This window comes from Actinocorallia populi (genome assembly GCF_002995495.1).
GTDB lineage: Bacteria > Actinomycetota > Actinomycetes > Streptosporangiales > Streptosporangiaceae > Actinocorallia > Actinocorallia populi.
Genome location: NZ_PVZV01000008.1, coordinates 114,425 through 134,486 on the forward strand (window position 1 = coordinate 114,425; position 20,062 = coordinate 134,486).

Annotated in this window: 23 protein-coding genes and 1 tRNA gene; 13 read left to right on the plus strand and 11 right to left on the minus strand. The window is 70.4% G+C overall.

Annotation, left to right across the window (positions count from 1 at the left end; all coding sequences use genetic code 11):
* The first annotated feature begins 36 nt into the window (after positions 1-36).
* The 6 genes from C2865_RS29915 (at position 37) to C2865_RS29940 (ending at position 5,682) form a co-directional block, all read left to right on the plus strand.
* A complete protein-coding gene (locus tag C2865_RS29915) occupies positions 37-930 on the plus strand; it encodes an ACP S-malonyltransferase (RefSeq protein ID WP_106401966.1) in 894 nt (297 codons plus the stop codon).
* The gene (locus C2865_RS29920) at positions 927-1,892 is read left to right on the plus strand and encodes a beta-ketoacyl-ACP synthase III (protein WP_106401967.1); all 966 of its coding nucleotides are present in this window, start codon (positions 927-929) and stop codon (positions 1,890-1,892) included. Before C2865_RS29915 ends, C2865_RS29920 begins: the two co-directional genes overlap by 4 nt.
* 43 nt (positions 1,893-1,935) lie before the next feature.
* Entirely contained in the window at positions 1,936-2,193 is a 258-nt protein-coding gene (locus C2865_RS29925; protein WP_106401968.1) for an acyl carrier protein, read from the plus strand.
* A 112-nt stretch (positions 2,194-2,305) separates the two neighbouring features.
* Positions 2,306-3,571, plus strand: a complete 1,266-nt coding sequence (locus tag C2865_RS29930) for a beta-ketoacyl-[acyl-carrier-protein] synthase family protein (RefSeq protein WP_106401969.1) — start codon at positions 2,306-2,308, stop codon at positions 3,569-3,571.
* Between the two features lie 17 nt (positions 3,572-3,588).
* On the plus strand, positions 3,589-5,013 hold the full coding sequence (locus C2865_RS29935) for an acyl-CoA carboxylase subunit beta (protein WP_106401970.1): 1,425 nt from the start codon (positions 3,589-3,591) through the stop codon (positions 5,011-5,013).
* Positions 5,014-5,127: 114 nt separating this feature from the next.
* The gene (locus tag C2865_RS29940) at positions 5,128-5,682 is read left to right on the plus strand and encodes a hypothetical protein (RefSeq protein ID WP_106401971.1); all 555 of its coding nucleotides are present in this window, start codon (positions 5,128-5,130) and stop codon (positions 5,680-5,682) included.
* A 47-nt stretch (positions 5,683-5,729) separates the two neighbouring features.
* On the opposite strand, the gene C2865_RS29945 is transcribed toward C2865_RS29940, so the two are convergent.
* Genes C2865_RS29945 through C2865_RS29965 form a run of 5 tightly spaced genes read right to left on the minus strand, consistent with a single transcriptional unit; the run spans position 5,730 to position 10,531 of the window.
* Positions 5,730-6,335: a TenA family protein gene (locus C2865_RS29945; protein WP_106401972.1), complete on the minus strand. Its 606-nt coding sequence runs from the start codon at positions 6,333-6,335 to the stop codon at positions 5,730-5,732.
* 40 nt (positions 6,336-6,375) lie between these two features.
* Positions 6,376-7,683: an HD-GYP domain-containing protein gene (locus tag C2865_RS29950; protein WP_106401973.1), complete on the minus strand. Its 1,308-nt coding sequence runs from the start codon at positions 7,681-7,683 to the stop codon at positions 6,376-6,378.
* Positions 7,684-7,736: 53 nt separating this feature from the next.
* The gene (cbbX, locus tag C2865_RS29955) at positions 7,737-8,669 is read right to left on the minus strand and encodes a CbbX protein (protein ID WP_232835872.1); all 933 of its coding nucleotides are present in this window, start codon (positions 8,667-8,669) and stop codon (positions 7,737-7,739) included.
* 18 nt (positions 8,670-8,687) lie between these two features.
* The gene (locus tag C2865_RS29960; RefSeq protein WP_106401975.1) at positions 8,688-9,104 is read right to left on the minus strand and encodes a ribulose bisphosphate carboxylase small subunit; all 417 of its coding nucleotides are present in this window, start codon (positions 9,102-9,104) and stop codon (positions 8,688-8,690) included.
* Entirely contained in the window at positions 9,104-10,531 is a 1,428-nt protein-coding gene (locus C2865_RS29965; RefSeq protein ID WP_106401976.1) for a form I ribulose bisphosphate carboxylase large subunit, read from the minus strand. The genes C2865_RS29960 and C2865_RS29965 overlap by 1 nt, the downstream gene beginning before the upstream one ends.
* 95 nt (positions 10,532-10,626) lie before the next feature.
* Between C2865_RS29965 and C2865_RS29970 the strand changes: the two genes are divergently transcribed.
* Positions 10,627-11,484, plus strand: coding sequence for a LysR family transcriptional regulator (locus tag C2865_RS29970; protein ID WP_106401977.1), 858 nt, complete (start codon positions 10,627-10,629; stop codon positions 11,482-11,484).
* On the opposite strand, the gene C2865_RS29975 is transcribed toward C2865_RS29970, so the two are convergent.
* Positions 11,481-12,620, minus strand: a complete 1,140-nt coding sequence (locus tag C2865_RS29975; protein ID WP_106401978.1) for a GAF domain-containing sensor histidine kinase — start codon at positions 12,618-12,620, stop codon at positions 11,481-11,483. The genes C2865_RS29970 and C2865_RS29975 overlap by 4 nt on opposite strands.
* On the minus strand, positions 12,617-13,273 hold the full coding sequence (locus C2865_RS29980) for a response regulator (protein ID WP_106401979.1): 657 nt from the start codon (positions 13,271-13,273) through the stop codon (positions 12,617-12,619). The genes C2865_RS29975 and C2865_RS29980 overlap by 4 nt, the downstream gene beginning before the upstream one ends.
* A gap of 139 nt (positions 13,274-13,412) precedes the next feature.
* Here C2865_RS29980 and C2865_RS29985 point away from each other — a divergent pair, with 139 nt between their 5' ends.
* Complete coding sequence (locus C2865_RS29985; protein ID WP_232835873.1) at positions 13,413-14,360, plus strand: phosphoribulokinase; 948 nt, start codon at positions 13,413-13,415, stop codon at positions 14,358-14,360.
* 165 nt (positions 14,361-14,525) lie between these two features.
* Complete coding sequence (locus C2865_RS29990) at positions 14,526-15,401, plus strand: proteasome assembly chaperone family protein (protein WP_232835874.1); 876 nt, start codon at positions 14,526-14,528, stop codon at positions 15,399-15,401.
* A gap of 37 nt (positions 15,402-15,438) precedes the next feature.
* Here the strand turns inward: C2865_RS29990 and C2865_RS40275 are convergent, their stop codons facing one another.
* Positions 15,439-15,864, minus strand: a complete 426-nt coding sequence (locus tag C2865_RS40275; protein WP_106401981.1) for a hypothetical protein — start codon at positions 15,862-15,864, stop codon at positions 15,439-15,441.
* A 124-nt stretch (positions 15,865-15,988) separates the two neighbouring features.
* Between C2865_RS40275 and C2865_RS30000 the strand changes: the two genes are divergently transcribed.
* Positions 15,989-16,810, plus strand: coding sequence for an alpha/beta fold hydrolase (locus C2865_RS30000; protein ID WP_106401982.1), 822 nt, complete (start codon positions 15,989-15,991; stop codon positions 16,808-16,810).
* A gap of 50 nt (positions 16,811-16,860) precedes the next feature.
* Here the strand turns inward: C2865_RS30000 and C2865_RS30005 are convergent, their stop codons facing one another.
* Positions 16,861-17,079, minus strand: a complete 219-nt coding sequence (locus tag C2865_RS30005; RefSeq protein WP_106401983.1) for a hypothetical protein — start codon at positions 17,077-17,079, stop codon at positions 16,861-16,863.
* Positions 17,080-17,202: 123 nt separating this feature from the next.
* Between C2865_RS30005 and C2865_RS30010 the strand changes: the two genes are divergently transcribed.
* Positions 17,203-17,274, plus strand: a tRNA-Val gene (locus tag C2865_RS30010).
* 57 nt (positions 17,275-17,331) lie between these two features.
* On the opposite strand, the gene C2865_RS30015 is transcribed toward C2865_RS30010, so the two are convergent.
* Positions 17,332-17,505: a hypothetical protein gene (locus C2865_RS30015; RefSeq protein ID WP_198653713.1), complete on the minus strand. Its 174-nt coding sequence runs from the start codon at positions 17,503-17,505 to the stop codon at positions 17,332-17,334.
* Positions 17,506-17,655: 150 nt separating this feature from the next.
* Between C2865_RS30015 and C2865_RS39620 the strand changes: the two genes are divergently transcribed.
* Positions 17,656-17,982 (plus strand): GntR family transcriptional regulator, encoded by a 327-nt coding sequence (locus C2865_RS39620; protein WP_157963952.1) that lies wholly within the window; start codon positions 17,656-17,658, stop codon positions 17,980-17,982.
* Positions 17,983-18,027: 45 nt separating this feature from the next.
* Positions 18,028-18,405 (plus strand): hypothetical protein, encoded by a 378-nt coding sequence (locus C2865_RS30020; RefSeq protein ID WP_106401984.1) that lies wholly within the window; start codon positions 18,028-18,030, stop codon positions 18,403-18,405.
* A 939-nt stretch (positions 18,406-19,344) separates the two neighbouring features.
* Here C2865_RS30020 and C2865_RS30025 read toward each other — a convergent pair.
* On the minus strand, positions 19,345-19,854 hold the full coding sequence (locus tag C2865_RS30025) for an SMI1/KNR4 family protein (RefSeq protein WP_106401985.1): 510 nt from the start codon (positions 19,852-19,854) through the stop codon (positions 19,345-19,347).
* Positions 19,855-20,062 lie beyond the last annotated feature (208 nt).

Sequence of the window (20,062 nt, forward strand, 5' to 3'; positions counted from 1 at the left end):
TGCCTCGGGCGGGGGTGCGGGCGGCATGGTTAGACCGTGCTTCTCATCACAGCTCCCGGCCAAGGTGCCCAGACTCCAGGCTTCCTCGCCCCGTGGCTCGAGGTCCCAGGCGTGCGCGACCGGCTCACCGCCTGGTCCGACCTCGCCGGGCTGGACCTGATCCGCTACGGGACCACCGCGGACGCGGACGAGATCAAGGACACCGCCGTCGCCCAGCCGCTGCTGGTCGCCGCCGCGCTGGTGACGTTCGAGGCGCTCGGGGCGACCCCCGGCGCGGTCGCCGGCCACAGCGTCGGCGAGCTCGGCGCCGCCGCGATGGCCGGGGTTCTCACGCCCGAGGACGCGATGCGCCTGGTCGCGGTGCGCGGCCGGGGCATGGCCGAGGCCGCCGCGGTCACCGAGACCGGCATGACGGCGGTCCTGGGCGGCGACAAGGACGAGGTGCTCGCCTCGATCGACAAGCACGGGCTGACCCCCGCCAACATCAACGGCGCGGGCCAGATCGTCGCCGCCGGCACGCTGGCGCAGCTGGCGGAGTTCGCCGAGGAGCCCCCCGCCAAGGCGAGGCTGCGGCCCCTGGCCGTCGCGGGCGCCTTCCACACCGAGCACATGGCGCCCGCCGTCGCCGCCCTGGACGCGGCCGCGGCCTCGGTCGAGCCCAAGGACCCGACGGTCAAGCTGGTGTCCAACAAGGACGGCGCGGTCGTCACCTCCGGCGCGGAGTTCGTGCGCCGGCTGGTCGGCCAGGTCAGCGCCCCGGTCCGCTGGGACCTGTGCATGGGCGCGTTCGCCGAGCTGGGCGTCACCGCGATGATCGAGCTGGCCCCGTCCGGCACCCTGGTGGGCCTGGCCCGCCGGGAGCTCAAGGGCGTGCGGCTGCTCGGCCTGAAGACCCCCGAGGACCTCGAGAAGGCGCGGGAGCTGGCATGAGCATTCAGCTCGCGGCGGGCCGTCCCGGCGCCCGCATCCTGGCGTTCGGCCACTACCAGCCGGACAACGTGGTCACCAACGACGACCTGGCCGCCCGGGGGGTGGAGACCAACGACGAGTGGATCCGCTCCCGGGTGGGCATCGCCGAGCGGCGCCTGGCCTCGGCCGACGAGTCCATGGAGGACCTCGCGGTCGCGGCGGGCGGCAAGGCGCTGGCGGCCAGCGGCCTGGCCGCCGACGAGATCGACCTGGTGATCGTGGCGACCTGCACGGCCGAGACCCAGGTGCCCAACGCCTCGGCGACGGTGGCCTTCCGGCTGGGCATCAAGGCGCCCGGCGCGTTCGACGTGAACGCCGCCTGCGCGGGCTTCGCCTACGCCCTCTCGGCCGCCAGCGACGCGATCCGGGCCGGCTCGGCGCGCAACGTGCTGGTGGTCGGCTCGGAGAAGTTCTCCCCCTGGATCGACTGGACCGACCGCACCACCTGCATCATCTTCGCCGACGGCGCGGGTGCGGCGGTGGTGACCGGCGCGGACGTGCCGGAGATCGGCCCGGTGGTGTGGGGGAGCGACGGCGAGAACGCCGACAAGATCAAGGTGGAGGACCGCAACTCCTTCCTCCACCAGGACGGCCAGGCCGTCTTCCGGTGGGCGACCACCGCGCTGCACCCGGTGGCTCTGGAAGCCTGCCGACGGGCCGGCGTCGCCCCGTCGGAGCTGGCGGCTTTCGTGCCACACCAGGCGAACCTCCGGATCATCCGCGGCATAGCGAAGAAGCTGAACGCACCCAACGCGGTGATCGCCGAGGACATCGTCAACGCCGGGAACACCTCGGCCGCGTCCATCCCGATGGCCCTGTCCCGCATGATCGAGCGCGGCGACATACCCTCGGGTGAACCGGCCCTGATCATCGGGTTCGGCGCAGGTCTCACCTACGCTGCCCAGGTCATCCAGATCCCCTAGGGTCTGGGCACAACATCCGAAATCTATACAGGAGTAATCCAGCATGGCTGAAGTCAGCACCCAGACGATCCTCGACGGCCTCGGCGAGATCGTCGAGGAGATCGTCGGCATCCCGGCGGCCGACGTCACCCCCGAGAAGAACTTCATCGACGACCTCGACATCGACTCCCTGTCGATGGTCGAGATCGCCGTCGCCGCCCAGGACAAGTTCGGCGTCGAGATCCCCGACGACGAGCTGAAGAACCTGCGCACCGTCCAGGACGTCGTGGACTACGTCCAGGGCCTGGCCGCCAAGGCCTGACCTTCCTTCCGGGCCCCGGTCTCCGGAACCGGAGCTCTTGCGACGCGCGGGCCGCTGCAGAGGCCCGCGCGTCGCGGAATACCTACCCCCCAGGTAATGAGGAGCAAGTGCAATGGGCAAGACTCGTGTTGTCGTGACCGGTCTGGGCGCGTCGACCCCGCTGGGGGGCGACGTCGCGTCCACGTGGGACGGGCTGCTGGCTGGCAAGTCCGGTATCCGTACCCTGCCCTGGGACAACCTCGACGCGTTCCCCGTGCAGTTCGCCGCACAGGCCGCGGTCGAGCCCGCCGACACCGGCCTGCTGGCCAAGCCCCAGATGCGCCGGATGGACCGCTGCCAGCAGTTCGCCCTGATCGCCGCCATCGAGGCGATGAAGCACGCCGGCTACGCGCACAAGGACACCCCCGGCGAGACCGTGGACCCCGACCGCCTCGGCGTCGTGCTGTCCTCGGGCATCGGCGGCCTGCACTCCGCCCTCGACAGCTACGACGTCTTCCGTGAGAAGGGCTGGCGCCGCGTCTCCCCGTTCACCGTGCCGATGCTGATGCCCAACGGCTCGGCCGCGCACGTGGGCCTGGAGTTCAACGCCACCGCCGGCATCCACGCGCTGGTCTCCGCCTGCTCCTCCAGCGCCGAGGCCGTCGGCTACGCCATCGACATGATCCGCAGCGGCCGCGCCGACGTCGTCATCGCCGGCGGCACCGAGGCGTGCATCCACCCGCTGCAGATGGCCTCCTTCGGCGCGATGCGCGCCATGTCCACCCGCAACGACGCCCCCGAGCTCGCCTCGCGCCCCTACGACAAGGCGCGTGACGGCTTCGTGCTCGGCGAGGGCTCGGCGGTCCTGATCCTGGAGTCCGAGGAGTACGCGCGTGCGCGCGGCGCCCGGATCCACGCCTACGCCTCCGGCGTCGGCTACTCCGCCGACGGCCACGACATGGTGCAGCCGCCCGAGGACGGCCGCGGCGCCGCCAAGGCGATGCAGCGCTGCCTGAAGGACGCCGAGCTCGAGCCCGAGCAGATCGTCCACATCAACGCGCACGGCACGTCCACGCCGCTGGGCGACGTGGCCGAGCTCAACGGCATCAAGGGCGCGCTCGGCGAGCACGCCCGCAAGATCAACATCACCGCGACCAAGTCGATGACCGGCCACCTTCTGGGCGGCGCGGGCGCGCTGGAGTCGCTGATCACCGTTCTGTCGCTGCGGGAGGGCCTGGTGCCGGCCGTGGCGAACCTGGAGAACCTGGATGACCAGGTCGATCTCGACATCGTCATGGGCGAGCCGCGCAAGCTGCCTGACGGCCCGGCCGCCGCTCTCAACAACTCGTTCGGCTTCGGCGGTCACAACGTGACCCTGGCGTTCGAACGGGCACTATGAAGCCCTAAGGAGCCCGCGTGACCGTCCTTGACACTTCCGCCGAGGCCGTTTCCGAGGATGTGGCGGCAGCCGACCCGCGCGACCCGCGGGTCCGGCTCGAGGCCCTCTTCGACGAGGGGAGCTTCCGCCCCCTCTTCGGCGGTGACGGCAGCGGCAAACTCGCCGGTCAGGGACGGATCGAAGGGCTGCCGGTGGTGGCCTTCGCCAGCGACCCGCGGGTCATGGGCGGCGCGATGGGCATGGCGGGCTGCCAGGCCATCGTCGCCGCCTACGACCTGGCGATGCGCGAACGGCTGCCGATCATCGGGCTGTGGCACTCCGGCGGGGCGCGGCTGGCCGAGGGCGTGGAGTCGCTGCACGCCGTCGGCCAGATCTTCGCCCAGCAGACCCGGGCCTCGGGCGTCGTCCCGCAGATCTCGGTGGTGCTCGGCCCGGCGGCCGGCGGCGCGGCCTACGGCCCGGCGCTGACCGACATCGTCATCCTCTCGGAGAACGGCCGGATCTTCGTGACCGGCCCGGACGTGGTCAGGTCGGTCACCGGCGAGGAGATCGACATGGTCGGTCTCGGCGGGGCGGTCGCGCACGGCAAGAAGTCGGGCGTCGCGCACATCACCACCCCGGACGACACGTCCGCGATCACGACCGCGCGCAGGCTCGCCGTCCTGCTCGGCCACCAGGGCCGGATCCGCCACGAGGAGGTCGAGGAGCGCGACTTCTCCGACATCCTCCCCGAGAACGTGCGCCGCGCCTACAGCGTGCTGCCGCTGGTCAAGGGCATCGCCGACGACGAGGTCATCGAGCTGCAGGCCAAGTGGGCGCCGAACATCGTCACGGCGTTCGGCCGGCTCGGCGGCCGCACGGTCGGCATCATCGCCAACAACCCGCTGCGCCTCGGCGGCTGCCTCGACAGCCCCTCGGCCGAGAAGTGCTCCCGCTTCGTCCGCCTGTGCGACGCCTTCGGCGTGCCGCTGGTCGTCCTGGTGGACGTCCCCGGCTATCTCCCGGGCGTCGGCCAGGAACACGGCGGCGTCGTGCGCCGCGGCGCCAAGCTCCTGCACGCCTTCGCCGAGGCCACGGTCCCGCGCATCACCCTGGTCACCCGCAAGGCCTACGGCGGCGCCTACATCGCCATGAACTCCCGCTCCCTCGGCGCCACCAGGGTCTTCGCCTGGCCCACCGCCGAGATCGCCGTCATGGGCGCCCTGGCCGCCGTCCGCGTCCTGCACCGCAAGAAGCTCGCCGCCGTCCCGGAGGAGGAGCGCCCCGCCCTCGAGCAGCGGCTCGCCGCCGAGCACGCCGAGATCGCCGGCGGCCTCCCCCGCGCCATGGACCTCGGCGTCGTCGACGAGATCATCCCGCCGACCGCCACCCGCGCCGCCCTGGCCCGGGCCATAGCCGAAGCCACCCCGGCCCGAGGCCGCCACAACAACATCCCGCTGTAACCCGCGCACTCCGCAACCGGCCGACCGCTCCCGCGGTCGGCCGGTTGCGGACGAAGAGAAGCCGGACTCCTTCGCCGATCGGGTCGATGCGGCGGATTCTGCTTTGATGAGGGGATGCCGGACCGGACGGAGTTCTCGTGGGGGGACAGGTGGGCCGTCCAGCCGTGGTGGTTCACGTTCCTTTTCGTCGCGGTGCTGAGCGGCGGGTCGTTCGGGTTGTGGACATGGCTGGCCGCTCCTGATGAAGAGATGCGTGAACCGTACGTTGCGGCCCTTATAGGAGCGTTCTTCGGTCTTTTCCTCGGAGCGTTCATGACCTGGGCGCAGCACTGGACGCGGAAGAAGTCGGGCTTCGCGGAGCTGGACCAGCATGCTCGGCTGGTGGTCGTCCGGGCATTGCGTACCGGGCGGCTGCCTGAGGATCCGTCCTTTCACCCCGTTCTGCGGCGTCCGGTCGCCTACCACCTCGAACAGGGGCGGAAAAGCCGTCGTGTCCTGCCGGTCGCCTACGGGGTTCTGTTGCTGGTGGCGGCGGTGAACACGTTGACCATCGGTCCCTGGGCTCTGCTGCTAGGGCTCTGGTTCGCGGTCATGGGGATCTACGGCTGGGTCTCGTCGGGCCGGGCGGAAGCGCGGTTGGCGGGGTTGGCGCAGGGCCTCGCCGGTTAGGCGGCGTCCCGCCCTTCACGCCGTTGCGGATCGGTCGGCGGCAGAGGTCACGGGACGGACCAGAAGGCCAGTTCGTGGTGCATGGCCTCGGTGAAGAGGGTGCGGGCGCGGGCGGGGTCGGGGGCGGCCTCGTCGAGCATGGTGGCGCAGCGGCGGGCGAGGGCGGCGAAGGCGGGGTCGGCGTAGGAGTCGACCCAGCGCTTGTAGCGGGGGTCGGCCGGGGGGTTCTCGGCGAGGACGCGGCCGATCTCGGAGTAACCCCACATGCAGGGGTAGAGGGCGGCGAGGCCGTCGGAGTAGTCGGCGGCCGCCGCCAGGAGGAAGGAGGTGTAGGCGGTGCAGGGGGCGCCCTTGACGGCGTTGTCCAGGTCGGCGCCGAACTCGGCGGCCAGGCTCCGGTGCAGGCTCAGCTCCTCGTGGAACGTCGAGTGGGCCAGGTCGACCAGGTCGCCGAGGTGGGCGGCGGGCGCCTGCCACGCCAGCCGGGAGAAGACGCGGACGTAGTCGAGCAGGTAGAGGTAGTCCTGCTCCAGCCACGACCGGAAGACCCGCTCGTCGAGGGTGCCGTCCGCGATGCCGCGCACCGTCGGGTGCTCCAGCTGCGCGGGGAGCAGTTCTCGGCCGATTTCTTCCAGTTCGTGTGCGATGCCCATTCCGTCATCCTGCCATGGCGCCGAAGACGGGAGGCGCTTCTCACGGGTCGTGGGGATCGGGGTCGTCGTGGTCGCGCAGGACGTCGGCGGGGACGGGGGCGGCCAGGGGCACGGGGGGCGGGTCGGCCGGGGGCTGCCAGCCCTTGGCGGCCAGGGCGCGCAGGAAGGCGTCGACCATGCGGGGGTCGAACTCGGTGCCGGAGCAGCGCCTGAGCTCGGCCGCGCCCTCCTCGACGGTGCGGGCGCGGCGGTAGGAGCGGGTGGAGGTGATGGCGTCGAAGGTGTCGGCGACGCCGATGATGCGGGCGAACTCGGGGATCTCGGAGCCGACGAGGCCCAGCGGGTAGCCGCGGCCGTCGAGCTTCTCGTGGTGGTGCAGGATGCCGCCGAGCGCCTCCTCCAGGAAGCCGATCTGGCCGACGATCTCCAGGCCGCGCATCGGGTGCAGCTGGATCTCGGCGAACTCCAGGTCGGTGGGCTTGCCGTCCTTCTGCAGGACGCGGGTGGAGACGCCGAGCTTGCCGACGTCGTGCAGCATCCCGGCGAAGCGGATGGCCTCCAGGCGGGCGCCGGTGATGCCGAGCTCCTCGGCGATCATCACCGAGCCGCGGGACACCCGCTCGCTGTGCCCGCGGGTGTAGAGGTCCTTGGTCTCCACCGCCTGGCACAGGACGGCGAGCGTGGCCTCCTGCGCCGCCTTCTGCTCCGAGACCTGGGCCATCGCCCACGTCGCGGTGAACAGCGGCAGCAGCACCAGGACGGGCGCCGCCACGTTGAGGGCCTCCCAGCCCCCGGCGATGAGCAGCCCGAACCAGCCGAAACCCAGGCAGCCCGCGCTCAGCGGCCCGGCGTCGCGCAGCAGCTCCCGCACGGTGGCCGCCTCGGCCAGCAGCAGCACCCCGCCGACGAGCAGCAGGTTGACCACCACGAAGAGGACGAGGACCAGCGCGAACGGCCAGATCAGCCGGGCGAACGGCATCTCGCCGTAGGAGGGCTGCAGCCAGTGGAAGACGACCCCGGCGATCCAGCCGCAGAGCGTGAACTGCGCGGCGTTGAAGACGCGTTTGACCGCGGGGATGCGCTGCGGGCTGGCCAGGGCGCACAACCCGACCAGCGCGGCCCCGTCCGGCCCGAGCAGGACCACCGCGGCGAGCGTCGCCGCGTAGCTCATCGAGACCCTGGCGCTCTTGACCCACAACCGCGCGGACATCGCGTCGCACACCAGGAAGAGGGCGGCCAGCACGGCGTAGACGCCCCAGTCCACCTCGCGCGCCGTCGTCAGGAGCACCCCCGCGCAGACGATCACCATGGTCACGTAGCCGCGCGCCGCCGCAGGTAGCTCTCGCATGACGGGAGGTTAGCCGGGTCCTCTCGGGTGGCGAGGGAAAGCCGCCGAATCGTTCATCCCCCGGCGAAGACGCGGGAGGCACGGAAGTCCTCGGGCCGCAGCGTCGTCAGCGCGGCGAGGTCGACCTTCGCGGCGGTGGCCATGAGCCGGCTGGCGTGGCGCAGCCGCGCCCGTTCGATGGCGTTGCGGATGGAGCGGGCGTTGGCGAACCGGGGCTGCTCGCGCCGGAGCTCGATGTAGGAGCGGAACACGGGTCCGGTCTCGTCGGCGAGCCCGTAACCCTCGCGGGCCAGCATGAGCAGCCCGATCTCCTCCAGTTCGGCGGTGTCGTAGTCGGGGAAGTCGATGTGGTGGGCGATGCGGGAGCTCATCCCCGGATTGGAGGAGAAGAAGGAGTCCATCCGGTCGGCGTAGCCGGCCAGCACGACCACCACGTCGTCGCGCTGGTTCTCCATCACCTGCAGCAGGATCTCGATGGCCTCCTGGCCGTAGTCGCGCTCGTTCTCCGCCCGGTACAGGTAGTAGGCCTCGTCGATGAAGAGGACGCCGCCCATCGCCCGCTTCAGCACCTCTTTGGTCTTGGGCGCGGTGTGCCCGACGTACTGCCCGACGAGGTCGTCGCGCGTGACGCTGACCAGGTGCCCCTTGCGCAGGTAGCCCAGGCGGTGCAGCAGTTCGGCCAGCCGGACGGCCACCGTCGTCTTGCCGGTGCCGGGGCTGCCGGTGAAGCACATGTGCAGGCTGGGCCGCGCCGCCTCCAGCCCGAACCGTGCCCGTACCCGGTCGACGAGCAGCAGCGCGGCGATCTGCCGGATGCGGGTCTTGACCGGGGCGAGGCCGACGAGTTCGGTGTCCAGGGCGTCCAGGACCTCGTCGACCTGCGACTCCGCGCGCTCCCGCGCCAGGTCGACGACCGTGTCGGGGGAGAGGAGTTCCGGCGGTGACTCTTCTCCAGGGGCGGGAGGGCGCATACCGAAAGCGGTCACTGCCGGAACTCCTCGTCTTCAGTACCGCTCGCCCTCGGGGCGGTCGGTGGCGTAGGCGTGCATGGTGTAGCGGACCTGGCGGTCGGCGGTCTCCTGGCGGGTGAGCCGGAAGCCGGGCTCGTTCGCGGGCCGCTGGACGATGAACTGGAGCGCGGTCGTCTGGCGTCCGTAACGGGCGTCGTACGTGTTGAGCCGCACGTAGTGGTTCGGGAAGGTGCGGCGGCACTCGTTCAGCTCCATCAGCACCCCGGCGGGGTCCTTCAGGTCGAACATCGGCAGTCCCCACATCTCCCAGTAGCTGTTGCGGGGGTGCGGGTCGTCGGTGTACTCGATCGAGCACGGCCAGCCGTTGTCCAGCGCGTACGCGATCTGCAGGGTGATCTCCTCGTCCGTGAGATCGGGGAGGTACGAGAAGGTGCCTTGTGTGATCCTCATCAGCTCACCACCGGGGTTTCCAGAACGTCGGGAGTGTCGGTCGACGCGTACGTGAAAGTGATGTCGCCCCAGGTCGCGAGGGCCACGTCGAGTTCGCGGCTGTGCTTGGCGGCGGCGCGCAGGATGTCGGGGCCCTCCTGGAGGAAGTCGCGGCCCTCGTTGCGCGCCTTGATCATCGCTTCCAGGGCGACGCGGTTGGCGGCCGCGCCGGCCGCGATGCCCATCGGGTGGCCGATGGTGCCGCCGCCGAACTGGAGGATGACGTCCTCGTCGAGGTAGTGCAGGAGCTGGTGCATCTGTCCGGCGTGGATGCCGCCGGACGCCACCGGCATGACGCCCGGCATGGACGCCCACTCCTGGTCGAAGTACAGGCCCTTGCGGGGGTCGGCCTCGATCTTGTCCTTGCGCAGGGTGTCGTAGAACCCGGCGACGGTGTACGGGTCGCCTTCGAGCTTGCCGACGACCGTTCCGGCGTGGAGGTGGTCGATTCCGGCGAGGCGCATCCACTTGGCGATGACGCGGAAGCTCACGCCATGGCTCTTCTGCCGCGTGTACGTGGAGTGGCCCGCGCGGTGCAGGTGCAGCAGTACGCCGTTGGCGCGCGCCCACTTGGCCATCGACTGGATGGCCGTGTACCCGATGGTGAGGTCGATCATGATGACGACGCTGCCGAGCTGCTTGGCGAATTCCGCCCGCTCGTACATGTCCTCCATGGTTCCGGCCGTCACGTTCAGGTAGTGGCCTTTGATCTCGCCCGAGGCGGCTTGCGCCTTGGTGACGCCTTCCATGCAGTACAGGAAGCGGTCGCGCCAGCGCATGAACGGCTGGGAATTGATGTTCTCGTCGTCCTTCGTGAAGTCCAGGCCGCCCCGGAGCGCTTCATAGACGACCCGCCCGTAGTTGCGCGCGCTGAGTCCCAGCTTGGGCTTGACGGTCGCGCCGAGCAGCGGACGGCCGAACTTCGCCAGGTATTCGCGCTCCATGACGATGCCGTGCGCGGGTCCCTGGAACGTCTTCACGTAGTGCGTGGGGATGCGCATGTCCTCCAGGCGGAGCGCTTTGAGCGCCTTGAAGCCGAAGACGTTGCCGATGATGGACGAGGTGAGGTTGGCGATGGAGCCTTCCTCGAACAGGTCCAGGTCGTAGGCGATGTAGGCGATGAACTGGTCGTCGGCGCCGGGGACGGGCTCCACCCGGTAGCACTTGGCCTGGTAGTTCTCGTACGAGGTGAGCCGGTCGGTCCACACGACCGTCCACGTCGCGGTGGAGGACTCGCCGGCCACCGCCGCTCCGGCCTCCTCCGGCGGCACCCCGGGCTGCGGGGTGATGCGGAAGGCCGCCAGGATGTCGCTGTCCTTCGGCACGTAGTCGGGCCGCCAGTAACCCATCTCCGCGTAGGGGATCACGCCCGCGGACCATCTGCCCATCGGTGGCTCCATCTCTTCGACGCGCATTGACGAGGCAAGCATGCGGGCGCGACACTTTCGATGTCCATCAAGTGTTTCGGGATGAATATCAAGCGATGACTGAATCCAGATTGCGGACGTTCGTCGCTCTCGCCGACACCGGTTCGGTCCGCGCCGCGGCCGAGCGCCTCTACGTGACGGAGTCCGCGGTCTCCGCGTCGGTCACGGCGCTCTCGCGTGAGCTGGGCGTCCCGCTGGTGGAGCGGGCGGGGCGCGGTGTCGTGCTCACCCCGGCCGGACGGGTCTACGCCGGTTATGCCAGGAAACTGCTCGGCCTGCACGAGGAGGCCCGCGCCGCCGCGCGCGGAGAGCACGATCCGGGAGCGGGGAGGCTGCGGCTGGCCGCGGTCACGACCGCGGCCGACCAGGTGCTGCCCGAACTGCTCGCCGGCTTCCGGCGCGCCTGGCCCCGGGTGGAACTCGCCCTGGAGGTGGGCCCCAGCCGCCGGATCTGGGCGGCGCTGGCGGCGCACGAGGCCGACCTGGTGCTCGGCGGACGGCCTCCGGCGGGGGCGCGGGCGACGATCCTGGCCACCCGCGCCAACGAACTGGTCCTCGTGGCCGCCCCCGGAGTGGAGTTCGACCCGCCCGCCACCCCCTGGGTGATGCGCGAGCCAGGCTCGGGCACCCGCGTCGCGGCCGAGGCCTATCTCGCCGAGCACGGCGCCGCCCCGCCCGTCCTCGTCCTCGGTTCGAACGGGGCGGTGATCGCGGGCGCCGCCGCGGGACTGGGCGTGGCCCTCGTCCACCGTGACGCCGTCCGCCGGGACCTGTCCTCCGGACGGCTGCACGTGGTGGACGCCCCCGGCACCCCCCTGCTGCGTCCCTGGCACGCCGCGGCCGGCCCGGCGCCCACCGCCACGACCAGGCTGTTCGTCAGCCACCTGGTCGGCTCGGGCTGGACGCCCGGCTAACGCAGCGGCAGGACGGCGCGGACGGTGGTGCCCTCGCCTGGGCGGGACTGCAGGGTCATCCGCCCGCCCAGGAGTTCGGCGCGTTCGGCCATGCCGCGCAGCCCGTAGGACCCGGGAGCGGGCCGGTGGGGGTGGAAGCCGCCGCCGTCGTCACCGACGGTCAGGCGCACCCTGTCGCGCTCGTACTCCAGGAGGATGCCGGCCGTCGACGCCTCGGCGTGGCGCAGGATGTTGCCGACGGCCTCCTGCGCGATGCGGTAGAGGGCGGTCTGCAGGTGGTCGGGCAGGGGCGCGTCCAGCTCGCCCGTCACGGTGACGGTGACGTCCAGGGACGACTGGCGGGCGTCGGCCTCGCGGGCGAGCCCGGCCAGCGCGGCCGGCAGGCCCAGGTCGTCCAGGACGGGCGGGCGCAGGCCGCCGATCGCGGCGCGGGTCTCGGCCGAGGCCAGATCGCACAGGCGGCGGGCGACGAGGATCTGGCGGCGGGCCTCGGCCAGGGAGGGCTCGGCCGGGGGCAGGACGCGCAGCGCCGCCGACAGGTGGAAGCCCAGGCTGGCCAGCCGCTGGGCGATGCCGTCGTGGATCTCGCGGGCGAGCCGTCCCCGCTCGGCCTCCTGCGCCTCCACGGCCCGTTCGGCGAACTCCTCGGCCGAATGCTCGCGCTCCCTGGCCGTGCGCAGCCGCCGCGCCGAGCACACGACCGGGGCGAACAGCGCCGCCAGGGCGTCGACCATGGAGATGTCGTCCTCGGAGCAGGGGGCACCGCCGGTCGTCCGGGCCCGGACGACCGCGAGGGTGCGGTCCCGCCCGTCCTGGACGGGGAAGACCATGCCCCCCTCGTACGCGCGGGGCATGCCGTGTGCGGCGCACCAGCCGACGAAGCCCTCTCCGAGCAGCACGGGAGCGGGCGGCCCGTCCGTGAGGGGAGTGGCGCCCGCCCGTTCCAGCGTCCGCTCCTCGTCGTCCAGGACGTACAGCTCGCACGAGGCGAAGCCGGTGGCGGAGAGCACCAGCTCCGTCAGGCTCGCGGCCAGGCCGTCCAGTTCCCGGTCGGCGCACGCCACGCCGGCGACGCGGGCGAGCAGCGCCGTCTCCCGTCCGGCGAGCAGGTCCAGGGCGCGGGCCCGCGCGGTCACCGGAAGAGCCCCTCGCGCAGTGCGACGGCGATGGCGGCGGAGCGGTCGGTCACCTCGAGCTTGCGGTACAGGGTGCGAAGGTGGCTCTTCACGGTCTCCTCCGACAGGTGCAGCCGGGCCGCGATCGCCCGGTTGGACAGCCCGCCGACCAGCAGGGAGAGCACCTCGCTCTCCCGCTGGGTCAGGCCGCGGTTGGCGCCCGGCCAGAACTCGCCGCGGTTGAGCCGGGCGACGCTGGCGGCCATCCGCCCGGCCAGGGTGGGATCGACGACCGTCTCGCCGCCGGCGACCTCCTCCAGGCGGCGCACCAGCTCCAGCCCGTCGACCCTTTTGAGTAGGTAGCCGACCGCGCCGGCCCGCAGCGCCTCGAAGACGTACTGCTCGTCGTCGTACACCGACAGGAAGACGACGCGGGTCCCCGGCGCCGTCGCCGACAACGACCGGCACAGGTCGAGGCCGCTGTGCGGGCCGAGCCGGACGTCCAGCAGGACGATGTCGGGTCTCAGCGACGTGACCAGCCGGTTGGCCTCGGCGGGCTCGGCGGCCTGGCCGACGACGCGCACTCTGCCGGTGAAACCGGAGAGCATCGCCTGCAGCCCGGCCAGGATCATTTCATGGTCGTCGACGAGCACGACCCTTACGGGGGCGGCCATCCCCGCAACATAACAAGGTTTGCTACCGGCGAGTAGTAAGGGGGGCGGCCTTCACCCCCGGCTTCCCACGCGCGGGTGAGGCGCCCTCCTCACACCCGGCCTACCTTCGCGGTGAGACCCGGACCGAGAAGGAGACAGGGTGCCCCATCGGATCGTGCACATGCTGCGTGCCCGTGGCACGGGCCGCCGTCCGGTCATGCTGGCGATAGCGGGGGACAGTGCCGCCGGCAAGACGACGCTGACCAGGGGGCTGGTCGAGTGTCTCGGCGAGGACCGCATGACCGCGGTCTGCGTCGACGACTACCACCGCTACGACCGGGAGGAACGCAGGAACAAGCCGTTCACCGCCCTGCACCCCGACTGCAACCACATCGAGGTGATGGAGCAGCACCTGCAGCTGCTCGCCATGGGCGAACCCATCCTCAAACCCGTCTACGACCACGGCAGCGGCAGGCTCGTGCGGCCGGAACTGGTCGAGCCGAGGGACTTCGTCATCGTCGAGGGGCTGCTGCCGCTCTACAGCAAGATGGCGCGCGCCTGCTTCGACATCACCGTCTACCTCGACCCGCCCGAGGAGCAGCGGTACGCCTGGAAGATCCAGCGCGACACCACCAGGCGCGGCTACACCGCCGAGCAGGTGCGCGAGGAGCTGCGGCGCCGCGAACTGGAGAGCGCCGCGTTCATCCGCCCGCAGCGCAGGCACGCCGACATCGTCGTGCGCTTCGGACCGCTCGCCGGACGCGAGGAGCCGCCCGGCGGCCCGCTGTCGGCCGAGCTGCTGCTGCGGCCGACCATCGACCACCCGGAACTGGACGAGGTCGTGCGCGGCGCGGACGCGCTGCACCTGAGACTGCTGCGCGACACCGACGGCCGCCCGGTCGACTCCCTGCACGTGCACGGAGACGTCTCGCCGGAGGAGGCCGAGATCGTCAAGAAGGCCGTCTGGGAACGGCTCGACGTGGACACGCCCCTCCCCGGCGGGCTCGGCGGGCTCGCCGACGGCAACCGCAGCGACCCGGTGGCCATCACCCAGCTCCTGCTGCTGTACCACCTGATCAACGCCGACCGGGTGCGGCCGGCGTCCTGACCGCCTCCCGCGGCCCCGTGCGCGCCACCCGCCGCACGGGGCCGTTTTTCTGAAGCGGGCTCGCCACACGGGATGAAACGCTCCCTGCACTATGTTGGTCCCTGAAAAGCCACGACATACGTCGACTGGGAGGTGGGTCCGCTGCGCCCCGAGGATCTGTACCGGTTGGAGGAAGAGCCGTCCGAGCTCGACCGACCGGTACTGCTGCACCGCCTGGAAGGCTTCATGGACGCCGGATCGGCGGGCAGGCTGGTACGCGATCACATCCTGGAGACGCTGGAGCACCGGGTGGTCGCGACCTTCGAGCTGGACGAGCTGATCGACTACCGGGCGCGTCGGCCGACGATGAGCTTCGACGGCGACCACTGGGAGTCCTACGACAAGCCGGAACTGCTGCTGCACCTGGTCCACGACATGGTGGGCCAGCCGTTCCTGCTGCTGGACGGGCCCGAGCCCGACCGTGCGTGGGACCGCTTCACCGCCTCCGTGCAGTCGCTGATCGAGCGGTTCGACGTCCGGCTCAGCGTGACCGTGCACGGCATCCCGATGGGGGTGCCGCACACCCGTCCGATCGGGCTGACCGCGCACGGCACCCGTCCGGAGCTGCTGAGCTGGCCCAAGTCGCCGTTCGGCAAGGTCCAGGTGCCCGGCAGCGCCGCGGCGCTGCTGGAGCTGCGGCTGGGCGAGGCCGGACGCGACGCGCTCGGTTTCGCCGTCCACGTGCCGCACTACCTGGCGCAGTCGGCCTATCCGACCGCGGCCGTCACCGCCCTGGAGACGGTGATCAACGCGACGGGCCTGGCGATCCCCGGCGACGCCCTGCGCGAGGCCGCCGCCGAGACCGACAAGGAGATCGCCGCCCAGGTCGAGGGCTCCGACGAGGTGCAGAAGGTCGTCCGCGCCCTGGAGCAGCAGTACGACGCGTTCGCCGGCGCCTCCGAACGGGAGTCCCTGCTGGCCGAGGACGCTGAGATGCCGACCGCCGAGGAGCTGGCCGCGCAGTTCGAGCAGTTCCTGGCCGAGCAGGACGGCGACGCCTGAGCGCCGCCGTCCTGCGGGGCGCCGGGACGGGCCCGGCTCACCAGCTGCTGGAACCCGAGTCGCTGGAGCTGGAGCTCGAGTCGCTGGAGCTGCTGCTGGAGCCCGAGTCGGAGCCCGACGAGCTGCTGGAGCCGGAGTCGCTGTAGCCGTGGTCGTGGCTCGGGCCGTGGCCCGAGTACTCGGAGTGGGGGCCGTCGCCCTGGTCCCAGGAGTCGTGGGAGTAGTGCGGCGATGCGTGGTGACCGCCTCGGTGGTGGGAGCCGTCCGTCCCGTGCCGGCTCGCGTGGTAGCGCATACCGGCCCGTGAGGTGGGGAAGAGCGCGGCGAACAGCGGTACGCCCTGCTCCCCGAAGATGTCGCGTTGGATCTGCCGCTGCTGGCGCACCACCAGCCACAGGGCGATGGAGATGCCGAGCAGCATCAGGCCGGGGATCAGGACGAAGAGCAGGGTGAGATCGTTCATGGCCTTGCGCCGTTCTCTCGCGGGGGCGGCTTCTCTGCTTGCTGGGATGCCCGCGCGGACCGTTCGGTTCTGACCGGTGTTCCGGTGTGAAGTCCCGGAAAGCGGCCGAACTAGACTTATCACCATGAGCTACATCACGACTTCGGACGGTTGCCACATCCACTACAAGGACTGGGGCAGCGGGCAGCCGGTGGTCTTCAGCCACGGGTGGCCGCTCAACTCCGACGCCTGGGACGTCCAGATGTGCCTCGTCGCCGAGCACGGGTTCCGGGCGATCGCTCACGACCGTCGCGGGCACGGGCGCTCCACCCAGACGTGGACGGGCAATGACATGGACACCTACGCCGATGATCTGGCGCACCTCGTGACGGAACTGGATCTCCAGGACGTCGTCCATGTCGGGCACTCGACCGGAGGCGGCGAGGTCGTCCGCCACCTCGGGAGGCACGGGACTGCGCGGGCGTCCAGGGCCGTGCTGGTCGGGGCGGTCCCGCCGCTGATGCTGCGCACCGCCGACAACCCGGAAGGCCTGCCCGTCGAGGTGTTCGACCGGATCAGGGAAGGGGTGCGCGGCGACCGCTCCCAGTACTACCGGGACCTCGGCGCCCCCTTCTACGGCGCGAACCGCCCCGGCTCGGACGTCTCCGACGGCACACGTGACGCGTTCTGGCTGATGGGCATGCAGGCCGGCCTCAAACCGGCACTGGACTGCATCGCCCAGTTCTCCGAGACCGACTTCACCGAGGACCTCAAGAAGATCGACATCCCCGTCCTCGTCGCCCACGGGGAGGACGACCAGATCGTCCCCGTCCGGGCCGCCGCGCCGAAGACCGCCCGCCTGCTCGCGGACGCCACCCTCAAGCTCTACCCGGGCGCCCCGCACGGCCTGACCGGCGACTACCAGAAGGCCTTCGACCAGGACCTCCTGGCCTTCATCCGCCGGTGACCCGGCCACCGGGAAGGGACGCGCCGCCCGACGCGCGCCCCTTTTCGGCGTCAGTCGCCCCCGCCCCCACCCCCGCCGCAACCCGAGGAGCCGGAGTCGGACCCCGACCCGAAGTCGAAGAACCCGCCGAAGCCCCCGTCCGACGACCGGGACGACCGGGCCGCCCGCCGCCGCGGGGACGCGGCCGGAGCCGACCGCCTCCTCTTGGCCGACACCACCAGGACCGCCACCAGCAGCCCTCCGCCCAGGCAGATCAGAAAAACGTCCATCAGCCGCCCTTTCTCCAGATGCCCGATAAGACGCCTCCTGCCCCTTCCCGGTTCGCGAAGCGCGCCCCCCGCCGCCCCGGAGCGGACCACCCCCTCGGCGGGGTAGACTTTCCCGGTCCCCAGGGGCGTATAGCTCAGCGGTAGAGCACTCGCCTTACAAGCGAGGGGTCACTGGTTCGAACCCAGTTACGCCCACTCGGCACAGAAGCCCGATCCGAGCATTCCGGATCGGGCTTCCGCCGTTCTGCCTGACTATCTGCCTGACCAGGGCTCTTCGATCTTGCGCGGGAAGATCCGGTCCATGGCCGTCGCGCCGTCCTCGATCACCGGTCGGATCTGGTGCCGGTAGACCAGCTCGGTCACCGCGGTGCCCTTGTGGCCGACCAGGCGGGAGATGTTCTCCAGCGGCACCCTTCGTCCGGACACTGAAGCCTCGCAGCGAAGGATCATCGGAGACTTCTACGGATCCCGTCCACCGGCTTCCCGTTCGCCCGAGCCTCCAAGACCGCGGGCCAGGCCCCTGAGCGGGAATGTCGGTCGAGAACGTCGACGGCCCCGAAGGCGATCGCCACCCGCTTGGACATCGCCGCATGCGATCCGGTGATGCTTTCGACGTCCTATGAGCCGCCGGCCGTCACCGAGGGCACTCCCATCGAGCAGCCCGAGGCCGGACCCGTCACAGGCGTCATCCCCCGGATGGACGCCATCGGCGTCACCCTCACCCACGTCACCGAGGAAGTCACCACCCGGGCCCCGCGCCCCTACAAGACCGAGAACCTGCGAATCCCTGCCGGGGTCGCATCGGTACACCCTGGCCTACAAGGTGCCGATCCCGCCTGCAGGGAACGTCTAGCGGCCCGGTCGCCTCAAGACCGAGCCTCTTTCGGCTCGGTAACCGTCTGAGGCTGTTAAGTCCTGTGGTTCCCTAAGGTCTGGCATGATCCGCATGTGCACTTCTCAGGGTTCGTGGCAATCGGTATAGGCATCTCGACCCTATTGCTCATGCTTGTAGTGCAGAAACTGGACCCCAAAAAGGAAGATGCCGACGTCACTCGGATGTTCGCCATCTTCCTCGGAGGGTCTCCGATTTTCATCGGCGTGGCCCAGCTTTTCGTTGCGAGACTGGGGCCTGCCATAATGATCTGGGCAGTGGCGTACCTGCTCGGTTCAGTGATCTCGGCTATCGTCGGTTACTTGACCGGCAGAGCCCTACTGTATAGATACGCGATATTGATTGCGATGTTTGCGCTCTTGTGCGGCTTCGCCTTTGGGGTCCCGCTGCTATACGGTCGGCCGACTGGCCCTGGCCAGTTCGCCTGGCCTTGATCCACGTCGCGAGCAGAGACTAAGAACCGGATGCTCAAGCCAAAGACCGGCGGTGTTCCAAGTTTCTTCACGTCATCAAGCCCGCCCCGCTGACGTGCGGCGGGTGGGGAGCCGGGCCCCTTCGTCGGAGGTGACACCCGCTTTCCACGTCCTGCCGTGACGCGCAGGAGGAAGAACTCCGCGGAGAGTTGGAGGGGGCAGGCGCCGACAAAGGGGTTCTCTTCCGAGGGTCGGTGGGATCGGGCGGAGCGAGGCCGACCCGTTCGAGTGCTACGTGATCCGTGGCAAACCTGGGGAGGGTTGCCGCCGCTCGCTCCCCGCCGGGCTTGGCCTCTTCGGGCCCACCCGTCGGGGGCGGCGGCCCGCGCCGATGGCGCGGAACGGTAGGGCTCCTCGTGCCTTCGATCCTGCCTCCCACCAAGAGGGAGAACCCTGTCCGTCGCCCACCTCCAGGAGCTCGCAGAGGAACTCCTGCACCGTCACAGCCCAGACCTTCGGAAAGCAGGGCGACACCTGTCCGACGCATCAGGGGCCTTGGCTCTGAGAAGGAGCAGATGCCTCCGGCGGGGAACTCCGGCTCCGGGATGAGTGGAAGAAGCACAAGAGCTGAGCAGGGAGGGTGATTGAGGTGGGGAGATCTTCCCGTCTATCGACGTCCCATCCAGAGGACTACCGCGCAGCGTGGGACGACGGCAGACGGGAAGACCTCGGGGAGCGTGGCGGGGAAAGACTTTGGGGGTTGGTCGAGCTCGAAGCGGGGGCCTCGCGGCCCCCATCCCCCCGCGGGCCGGAGCACTCATCCGCGCGAATCCCCCCATCGCAACGTCTCGTCGTTCGCGCGGATGAGCACACCGGAGCGGCCACGGCCCCGCATCGAAAGGCCCACAATCGCCCAATGGCAGAGAACGGCCGGCCGACTCGTTCTCCCTGCCGAGAGAGCTACCAAGGGAGATTCGTCATGTCGACAGGCTCACTCATCCTCTTGGCACTGGCGTCCCACTCATCCAGCTCCGCGACCAGCCACTCGGCAAAGGTGAGGCCCTCGTCCGACAGCCGGGAGGACTTCCGGCTCCAGATATTTCCCTGCGGGGTGCTGTAGTCGATGAGGGTCCACGTGTCACATCCCCCGGTCAAAGGCACCAGGGCGGGTGAGCGGTCCAAGCGATGACGAGGGAAGCTTTCCACCCAAGACAGGCACTCGCTGAGCAGAGGCTCGGCATGCTCGCCTTGATCGCCATCACAGCAGTATTCCGGCTCCGTAAGGGACAGGACCAGCAGGCAGCCCCCTTCACCGCCGTCGGCGACTTCGAGATAGATCCGCTTGAGCAGCGGAGGCATCGGATACCCCACTGCGGCCTCGACCTCGGCGACGTCTTCCGCCGACGCCCCTCTTATGCCCGACCACGAGACCGCGTCTTTGAGCCTGCGGATGAGCTGATCCTCGTTCACCCGCCATGGATACCGCATTCCGCCGACAATCAGCCCAGATCGAGAGCCCAGCCGTCCTGACAGGTCTCCGCTTCAAGGGCACGCCCAGGGCACATGACCGTGGAAGACGGTGCGAAACGACAAGAGCTGTCGAGAGGTATCTCGGCAGCTCATCCGGTTGATCGTTGACCTTGCCCCAGGTCAGCCAACGGGGAACCGTCTACAAGTT

Bases quoted from the DNA above. Each gene is read 5' to 3' on its own strand.
- C2865_RS29920 (WP_106401967.1), top strand. From the start codon at position 927: ATGAGCATTCAGCTCGCGGCGGGCCGTCCCGGCGCCCGCATCCTGGCG.
- C2865_RS29925 (WP_106401968.1), top strand. From the start codon at position 1,936: ATGGCTGAAGTCAGCACCCAGACGATCCTCGACGGCCTCGGCGAGATC.
- C2865_RS29930 (WP_106401969.1), top strand. From the start codon at position 2,306: ATGGGCAAGACTCGTGTTGTCGTGACCGGTCTGGGCGCGTCGACCCCG.
- C2865_RS29940 (WP_106401971.1), top strand. From the start codon at position 5,128: ATGCCGGACCGGACGGAGTTCTCGTGGGGGGACAGGTGGGCCGTCCAG.
- C2865_RS29945 (WP_106401972.1), bottom strand. From the start codon at position 6,335: ATGGGCATCGCACACGAACTGGAAGAAATCGGCCGAGAACTGCTCCCC.
- C2865_RS29950 (WP_106401973.1), bottom strand. From the start codon at position 7,683: ATGCGAGAGCTACCTGCGGCGGCGCGCGGCTACGTGACCATGGTGATC.
- C2865_RS29960 (WP_106401975.1), bottom strand. From the start codon at position 9,104: ATGAGGATCACACAAGGCACCTTCTCGTACCTCCCCGATCTCACGGAC.
- C2865_RS29965 (WP_106401976.1), bottom strand. From the start codon at position 10,531: ATGGGCAGATGGTCCGCGGGCGTGATCCCCTACGCGGAGATGGGTTAC.
- C2865_RS29970 (WP_106401977.1), top strand. From the start codon at position 10,627: ATGACTGAATCCAGATTGCGGACGTTCGTCGCTCTCGCCGACACCGGT.
- C2865_RS29980 (WP_106401979.1), bottom strand. From the start codon at position 13,273: ATGGCCGCCCCCGTAAGGGTCGTGCTCGTCGACGACCATGAAATGATC.
- C2865_RS40275 (WP_106401981.1), bottom strand. From the start codon at position 15,864: ATGAACGATCTCACCCTGCTCTTCGTCCTGATCCCCGGCCTGATGCTG.
- C2865_RS30000 (WP_106401982.1), top strand. From the start codon at position 15,989: ATGAGCTACATCACGACTTCGGACGGTTGCCACATCCACTACAAGGAC.
- C2865_RS30005 (WP_106401983.1), bottom strand. From the start codon at position 17,079: ATGGACGTTTTTCTGATCTGCCTGGGCGGAGGGCTGCTGGTGGCGGTC.